The organism is Paenibacillus sp. CAU 1782 (assembly GCF_054551715.1).
The window spans coordinates 413,976-420,862 of sequence record NZ_JBTOLL010000001.1 but is presented as its reverse complement, the minus strand read 5'-3'; the positions used below and the strand labels follow the sequence as shown (position 1 = coordinate 420,862).

The following is a 6,887-nucleotide window of genomic DNA, read 5'->3' as shown; positions in this document are numbered from 1 at the left end:
TTTTTAGCTTCAAGCCATCTTACGAAATAAGACGCGGGACGCTCCAGCCGAGCAGTTGGGGCGAAAAGTAGGCTTCTACAAACGCAGCGCCGGCGAACAGCAATAACGCGATGAACACCGACGAAGCCAATGAGCCAAATGCAGGCAGCAGCTCGCCTTGATGGTGCAGCAATCGATTTTTGATGACGTAAATGCCAAAAAACATGGATGATGCGCTCACCATTATCATGGCGGGCAAAGCAATCATATTTTGCGGCGCTACCGTTACAAAAAACAGCGCAACGCCCTTCCAGGCATATTGCTGCACAAGCACGCCGATTGAAAAGCCGACCAGGACGCCCTTGAGAAAATTCAACCCCAGGATGCCGGGGATGCCCGCTACCGTTATGCCAAGCACCCATATCAGCATCAGCCATTTAAAATAGAAAAAAAACTTGTCCCAGAACCATTCGCGGGCATCTGGTGTAAAGCCGCCGCCGGCGGAGCTCATATAACGCGTTATTTCGGCAGCCAGGTTTTGCTGCTGCTCCAGCGTCAAAGCTCCGACCAGCAGCGCGCCAAACAGCGCTCCCGCTCCCAATAGAACCGACACAAACAGATATAAGTGAAGTTGGCTTTTCATCCCGCGCCTCCGTTACCGTTCTTCTTCTATATGTATGAAGAGTGGAAACGGGGTATGACGGCTTGTCAGGAAATGGAGCCGGTATGCAGATAAAGCTTCCAGGCGTAAACGGCCAAAATGGTTTTGGCGTCGCTGATGCGACCTTCGGCCATATAAGCCTCCGCTTCCTTCAGCGTGATCGCCTTGATTACGAGGTCTTCATCTTCATCCGGATTAACGCGGCCCGGCTTTAGCTGATCCGTAAAGTACAAATAAAGCTTTTCGTCCGCAAAACCCGGGGACGTATAAAATGCGCTTACGAGCTTCAGGCTATCGGTCCGGTATCCCGTTTCCTCCTCCAGCTCTCTCGCCGCGGCTTCCATCGGGTCTTCGTTTCCGTCCAGCTTGCCCGCCGGAATTTCGATCTGGGTTTTCTCCATCGGCTTTCGGTATTGGTCCACAACCAACAATTTGCCGTCCAGGAGCGCGATTACGGCTGCCGCCCCTGGATGTCTCACGATCTCCCGCGTGGCCGTTCGTCCATCAGGCAGCTCGATTGTATCGACCTGCAGGGATATAATTCTCCCCTGGAAAATAGGCTCCGTCGATACGGTTGGTTCATGCCAAATTACACGATCGTTTTGATCACTCATTTTTATTCACTCCCGTCGCCAACGGTAAAATTTATTTAGAACCTTGCTTGACGATTTCCAGCACCAGCGAAGTCAGCTTGACCATATCTTCCGCTTTGATCTGCTCTTTTGTCGTGTGGATATATTCATAACCCACTGCAAGGTTTACGGTAGGCACGCCAAGGCCGTTGAAAATATTGGCGTCGCTGCCGCCGCCGGAATGGAACGTTTTTGGCGTTGCTCCTATCGCTACGATCGCTTTTTGAGCAAGCTGGACGACATGGTCGTTTTCATCATAGCAATACGCCGGATAGATCACGTCGCTCTGGAATTCGGCTTTTGCTCCATGCTCGGAAGCCGCGCTTTCCGCAGCTTCCTTCATCGCCGCAAGCTGCGCGTCCAGCTTGTCTTGCGTCAGGCTGCGCGCTTCAGCGTACAGCTTTACATAATCGCAGACGATATTAGTTTCGCCGCCGCCTTCGAATTTTCCGATATTGGCCGTTGTTTCATGGTCGATACGCCCAAGCGGCATTTTGGCAATCGCTTTGGATGCGACCTGAATCGCGCTGATGCCATCCTCAGGATTAACGCCGGCGTGAGCCGACTTGCCATAAAATTTAATAAATACTTTAGCCTGCGTTGGAGCAGCAACCGCAATTTCACCGATAGAGCCGTTGGAATCAAGCGCATAACCCAGTTTTGCCTCCAGCTTGGAAGCGTCCATGTTGCGTGCTCCGAGCAAGCCGGATTCTTCGCCGACGGTTATCACAAACTGGATTCGGCCATGGGGAATGTTCTGCTCTTTGATTACAGCGATTGCTTCCAGCATAACGGCAATGCCCGCTTTATCGTCGCTGCCCAGAATGGTGGTTCCGTCGCTGCGGATATAGCCGTCCTCATGCAGAGTAGGCTTGATGCCATTGCCCGGAGCAACGGTATCCATGTGGCAGGTGAACAAAATTGTCGGCTCGTCTTCCCTGCCATCAGTCGCTTCCAGAATGGCAAAAAGATTGTTTGCGCCATGTCCGATTTTTGGTCCGGCTTCGTCCTCTTCGATAGAAAGACCCAGTGCGCCGAACTTTTCTTTCAGCACCTTGCTGATTTCCGCTTCATGCTTTGTTTCGCTATCCACTTGCACCAATTCCATAAATAGATTGATTAACCGTTCATTTTGTACCATTACAGTTTCCTCCATCCCAATATTTCGTTTATAATAATAATCAAGGTTGTTCATGCGAAAGGAGTTTTATGCTGGTATGCGCCAACAAAAAATGATTCGTATCGTGGCCATCGTCATTGCCGCAACTCTGCTGGTTACTACGCTGCTTGCCGGAGTTGGCTCGTTTGTGCTGGGTTGACACTTGTTCAGGATCAGCCCGCCATTGCGGGCCGGTCCTTCGCGGGATACCCCGCGGCTATTCCGGCAACCATTAGTCCGGAACAATGCCGTAGCCGAAACGTTCGGCAAAGATCGGAAGCAAGCCGGAAGCCGCCTCTTCGACCGTCATGGACAAACCAGTCAGGTCATTGAAAGAGGTAACGCCGTATTGCTCAATGCCGCAGGGCACAATTCCGCTAAAGCCTTCGGCAGCAATGCCGGATGCAATATTAAGCGCAAAGCCATGGCTTGTTATAAAACCTCTAAGCTGTCTGGCTTTATTGAATTTGATGCCGATGGCGGCGATTTTTTCATCGCCGACCCATACGCCTGTATACTCCGGCTTCCTGCCCGACTGAATGCCGTATTGGGCCAGCCAGTCGATAATGACCGACTCCAGATTACGCAAGTATGCGTGCAGATCTAGACCCACAGCATCCAGATACAGCAGCGGGTAACCCACCAGCTGCCCCGGACCGTGATAGGTAATATCGCCCCCGCGGTCGATCTGGTAAAAGGAAATCCCCTTTTTCTCCAGCTCCTCTTGGCTCAGCAGCAAATGCTCCGGATGCCGATCCGATCCCATCGTATATGTAGGAGGATGCTGAAGAAGGAGCAGCGTTTCTGCGCGCTCCCCCCGATCGATTTCCTTGACATAACTCTTCTGCAATTCCCATGCCTCGCCGTATGCCATCATGTCAACATAGCGGGTGCGCAGCGCTTTCGGGCTGTTCGGCAGTTCAGCATCCGTCATGGCTCGTTCTCCTCGCGACCTTAATATAGCTTGCTTTCCTGGTTGAAGCTTTCCAGATTGTCCTTGACTCGCTGCAGAAAACGGCCGCAAATAACGCCATCCAGAATACGGTGGTCAAGAGACAGGCAAAGATTGGCCATGGAACGAACCGCAATCATATCGTTGATGACGACCGGCCGTTTCACGATGGATTCAAAGGTCAGAATTGCCGCTTGCGGATAATTGATAATAGGATACGACAGGATGGACCCGAAGGAACCTGTATTATTGACCGTAAAGGTGCCGCCGTTCATATCCGAAAGCGTCAGCTTGCCCTCCCGCGTTTTACGTGCCAATTCATCAATTTCTTTAGCCAGGCCCGCTATGTTTTTGTGGTCGGCGTTTTTAATTACCGGCGTCAAAACGGAATCTTCCGTGCCAACGGCAAGCGAGATATTGATATCGCGCTTAACGATAATTTTGTCCACGGCCCATGTGGAGTTGATAATGGGAAAATCCTTGATGGCATTGACGACCGCTTTTAGCAAAAACGCCAGATAGGTCAGGTTAATGCCTTCGCGCTTCATAAACTCGTCTTTCAGCTTGTTGCGGAGCACAACCAGATTGGTCACATCCACTTCGATCATCGTCCAGGCATGCGGAATTTCGCTTACGCTCTGACGCATGTTTCTGGCAATGGTGCTGCGGATCGGCGTAACATCAATAAATGTTTCGCCGCGTCCCGGGCTAGCCGCCCCTTCAATCTCGATTTTGGGAATCCTCGGCGTTTCCGAAAGATGGATGCCGGACGAACGGACAGGGATGCTGGTATCCAGCGCTGCCGGCGGCGTCACGGCGGCTCCTCCTTTATGATGTCCGGCGGCGACGTATGCCAATACGTCCTTGCGCGTGATGCGTCCGCCTAGCCCGGTGCCCGGCACATCGCTCAGTTTGACGCCATGCTCTGCGGCAAGCTGCTGCACGGCCGGAGAGAAACGGCCGCGCATCGGAGCGTCGTCATGATTTGCGCTTTGAACCGCGGCAGCGCTTGACGCCGACGTGTCCTGAAGAGCGCTCTGCGGCGCAGAGACAGTGCCAGCCGTTTCTGCTTCTTCGGTCTCGATAAGGCAAACGGCTGCGCCAACAGGCACGGTTTCTCCGCTGCCAACCAAAATTTTGACCAAGGTTCCGGCTACGGTTGACGGCAATTCAGCATTTACTTTTTCCGTAAGCAGTTCGCAGACGGGTTCATACATTTCCACTTTGTCCCCTGGCTGCTTCAGCCATTTGTCAACCGTTGCGGATACCAGCGATTCCGCAAGCTGCGGGACGACAATTTCCGTAATTCTACTCAATCCAATCCACTCCCAACTGATTCAAGCCTTTGCAGGTGGTTTTAAAATAGTGCAAGGTTTTTCATTGCATCCTTGACTTTGTCCTTGTTCAGCAGAAAAAACTTTTCGCCCGGCGGGTTGATCGGCATAGCCGGCACATCCGGTCCGCAAAGGCGCATAATTGGCGCATCCAGCTCAAACAGCAGCTCCTCCGCGATAATGGCCGCTACTTCGGCTCCGATGCCGCCTGTTTTGTTGTCTTCGTGAATAATCAACACTTTGCCTGTTTTGCGGACAGCTTCCAGGATGGCTTCTTTGTCCAGCGGCTGCAGGGTGCGCAAATCCAGCACATGGCTGCTGATGCCTTCCTGCTCCAGCTCGGCGGCAGCCTGCTCGACAAAACGAAGCGGCATGCTATAGCTGATAACCGTAATATCGTCGCCTTCGCGAAGCAGATTGGCTTTGCCGATCGGCACGATGTAATCATCCTCTGGAACTTCGCCGCTAACGAGCTGATATTCCTTTTTGTGCTCAAAAAAGATAACGGGATCTTCATCCCGAACAGCGGCCTTTAGCAAACCTTTGGCGTCGTAAGGCCGGTAAGGCGCTACAATCTTAAGGCCAGGCGTGCCGAAAAACACCGATTCTGTACATTGCGAGTGGTACAAGCCGCCAAAGATCCCCCCGCCGATCGGCGCGCGGATGACAAGCGGGCAATTCCAGTCGTTGTTGGAGCGGTAACGGATTTTGGCCGCCTCGCTAATAATCTGGTTCGTTGCCGGAAACATGAAATCGGAATATTGCATTTCCGCTATCGGCTTCATGCCGTACATGGCAGCGCCAATGGCTACTCCAGCAATTGCGGATTCCGCCAGAGGCGTATCCAGGGCGCGGGCTTCGCCGAACTGCTCGTATAATCCCGTCGTCGTTTTGAAAACGCCGCCTTTGACGCCTACGTCCTCGCCAAGCACAAACACGTCTTCATCGCGCTCCATCTCTTCCTTCATCGCCAAACGGATCGCGTCAATATAGTTCATAACCGCCATTATGCTGTACCTCCTTGGCCGTCTCCGCCATACACATGCAGAAGCGTGGACTCAGGGCTTGGGAATGGAGCTTTGTCGCCATATTCCGTTGCATCATTAAGCAAATCCTTGATTTTGGCCGCCAGGGCTGTTTCTTTATCCTCATCCCAAATGCCGCAATCCGTCAAATATTGCTTAAATTTCGGAATTCCGTCTTTGGCGCGGTTTTCTTCAACCTCTTCCTTGGTCCGGTAAACCAAATCATTATCGGAGGTGGAGTGAGGCGAAAGCCGGTACATCATCGCTTCGATCAGGGTAGGGCCTTCTCCGGCGACCGCGCGTTCGCGAGCCTCCTTGACCACCTTGAATACTTCAAGCGCGTCGTTGCCGTCTACCCGAATGCCGGGAAAGCCATAACCCAATGCGCGGTCGGATACTTTGCCGCCTAGTTGCTTGGCAACCGGCACGGAAATCGCATATTGGTTGTTTTCACACATGAGAATAACCGGCAGCTTATGGACGCCGGCGAAATTACAGCCCTCATGAAAGTCGCCTTGGTTGCTTGAGCCTTCGCCGAAGGTAACAAAGCTGACGATGCTTTTGCCTTTCATCTTGGCCGCCAGCGCGATGCCTACGGCATGCGGCACCTGCGTTGTAACGGGACTTGAGCCCGTAACGATACGATGACGCTTGGAGCCAAAATGCCCCGGCATCTGGCGTCCGCCGCTGGTAGGGTCCTCCGCCTTAGCAAATACGGAAAGCAGAAGATCACGCAGGGTCAGCCCTACGGAGAGCACAAAGCCGTAATCGCGGTAATACGGAAGAAAATAATCGTTTTCCCGATCCAGCGCAAAAGCAGCTGCTACCTGCGCCACCTCTTGTCCGATGCCGGAAACGTGAAAATTGATTTTGCCCGCGCGCTGCAACAGAAGCATGCGCTCGTCGAATTTCCTGGCCATCACCATCGTGCTATACATATCGATAACTTGCTCGTCGCTAAGACCCAGCTCCTGATGGCGGAGCTGTTGTCCTGCGGAAGACAGGTTGGTCATAAAGGATACCTCCTTGTTTGCCGGTAGTTAGACCAGCTTTTAAAACCTGGTACTAAGACCTCATCAAACTTATTATAACCTCTTTTGGACCAAAAGGAAATGCCACTTGTCACACCCACGATCGGCGGCACT

8 protein-coding genes are annotated in these 6,887 nt (G+C 52.6%); 1 reads left to right on the top strand and 7 read right to left on the bottom strand.

The window, feature by feature from the left end; all coding sequences use genetic code 11:
- Positions 1-19: 19 nt before the first annotated feature.
- The 3 genes from spoIIM to ACX93W_RS02135 form a co-directional block, all read right to left on the bottom strand.
- Positions 20-622 (bottom strand): stage II sporulation protein M, encoded by a 603-nt coding sequence (gene spoIIM, locus ACX93W_RS02145; protein WP_459390673.1) that lies wholly within the window; start codon positions 620-622, stop codon positions 20-22.
- 65 nt (positions 623-687) lie between these two features.
- Positions 688-1,254 (bottom strand): NUDIX domain-containing protein, encoded by a 567-nt coding sequence (locus ACX93W_RS02140; RefSeq protein WP_459390672.1) that lies wholly within the window; start codon positions 1,252-1,254, stop codon positions 688-690.
- Positions 1,255-1,285: 31 nt separating this feature from the next.
- Positions 1,286-2,413: a M20/M25/M40 family metallo-hydrolase gene (locus ACX93W_RS02135; RefSeq protein WP_459390671.1), complete on the bottom strand. Its 1,128-nt coding sequence runs from the start codon at positions 2,411-2,413 to the stop codon at positions 1,286-1,288.
- A 76-nt stretch (positions 2,414-2,489) separates the two neighbouring features.
- On the opposite strand from ACX93W_RS02135, the gene prli42 reads away from it, so the two are divergent.
- Complete coding sequence (gene prli42 / locus ACX93W_RS02130; RefSeq protein WP_459390670.1) at positions 2,490-2,591, top strand: stressosome-associated protein Prli42; 102 nt, start codon at positions 2,490-2,492, stop codon at positions 2,589-2,591.
- Between the two features lie 72 nt (positions 2,592-2,663).
- On the opposite strand, the gene lipB is transcribed toward prli42, so the two are convergent.
- Genes lipB through ACX93W_RS02110 form a run of 4 tightly spaced genes read right to left on the bottom strand, consistent with a single transcriptional unit; the run spans position 2,664 to position 6,755 of the window.
- Positions 2,664-3,365, bottom strand: coding sequence for a lipoyl(octanoyl) transferase LipB (lipB, locus tag ACX93W_RS02125; protein ID WP_459390669.1), 702 nt, complete (start codon positions 3,363-3,365; stop codon positions 2,664-2,666).
- Positions 3,366-3,385: 20 nt separating this feature from the next.
- Positions 3,386-4,699 carry a dihydrolipoamide acetyltransferase family protein gene (locus ACX93W_RS02120; protein WP_459390668.1) on the bottom strand — a complete coding sequence of 438 codons (1,314 nt, stop codon included), beginning with the start codon at positions 4,697-4,699 and terminating at the stop codon, positions 3,386-3,388.
- Between the two features lie 41 nt (positions 4,700-4,740).
- Positions 4,741-5,724: an alpha-ketoacid dehydrogenase subunit beta gene (locus ACX93W_RS02115; protein WP_459390667.1), complete on the bottom strand. Its 984-nt coding sequence runs from the start codon at positions 5,722-5,724 to the stop codon at positions 4,741-4,743.
- Positions 5,724-6,755, bottom strand: coding sequence for a thiamine pyrophosphate-dependent dehydrogenase E1 component subunit alpha (locus tag ACX93W_RS02110; protein WP_459390666.1), 1,032 nt, complete (start codon positions 6,753-6,755; stop codon positions 5,724-5,726). Before ACX93W_RS02110 ends, ACX93W_RS02115 begins: the two co-directional genes overlap by 1 nt.
- Positions 6,756-6,887: the final 132 nt, after the last annotated feature.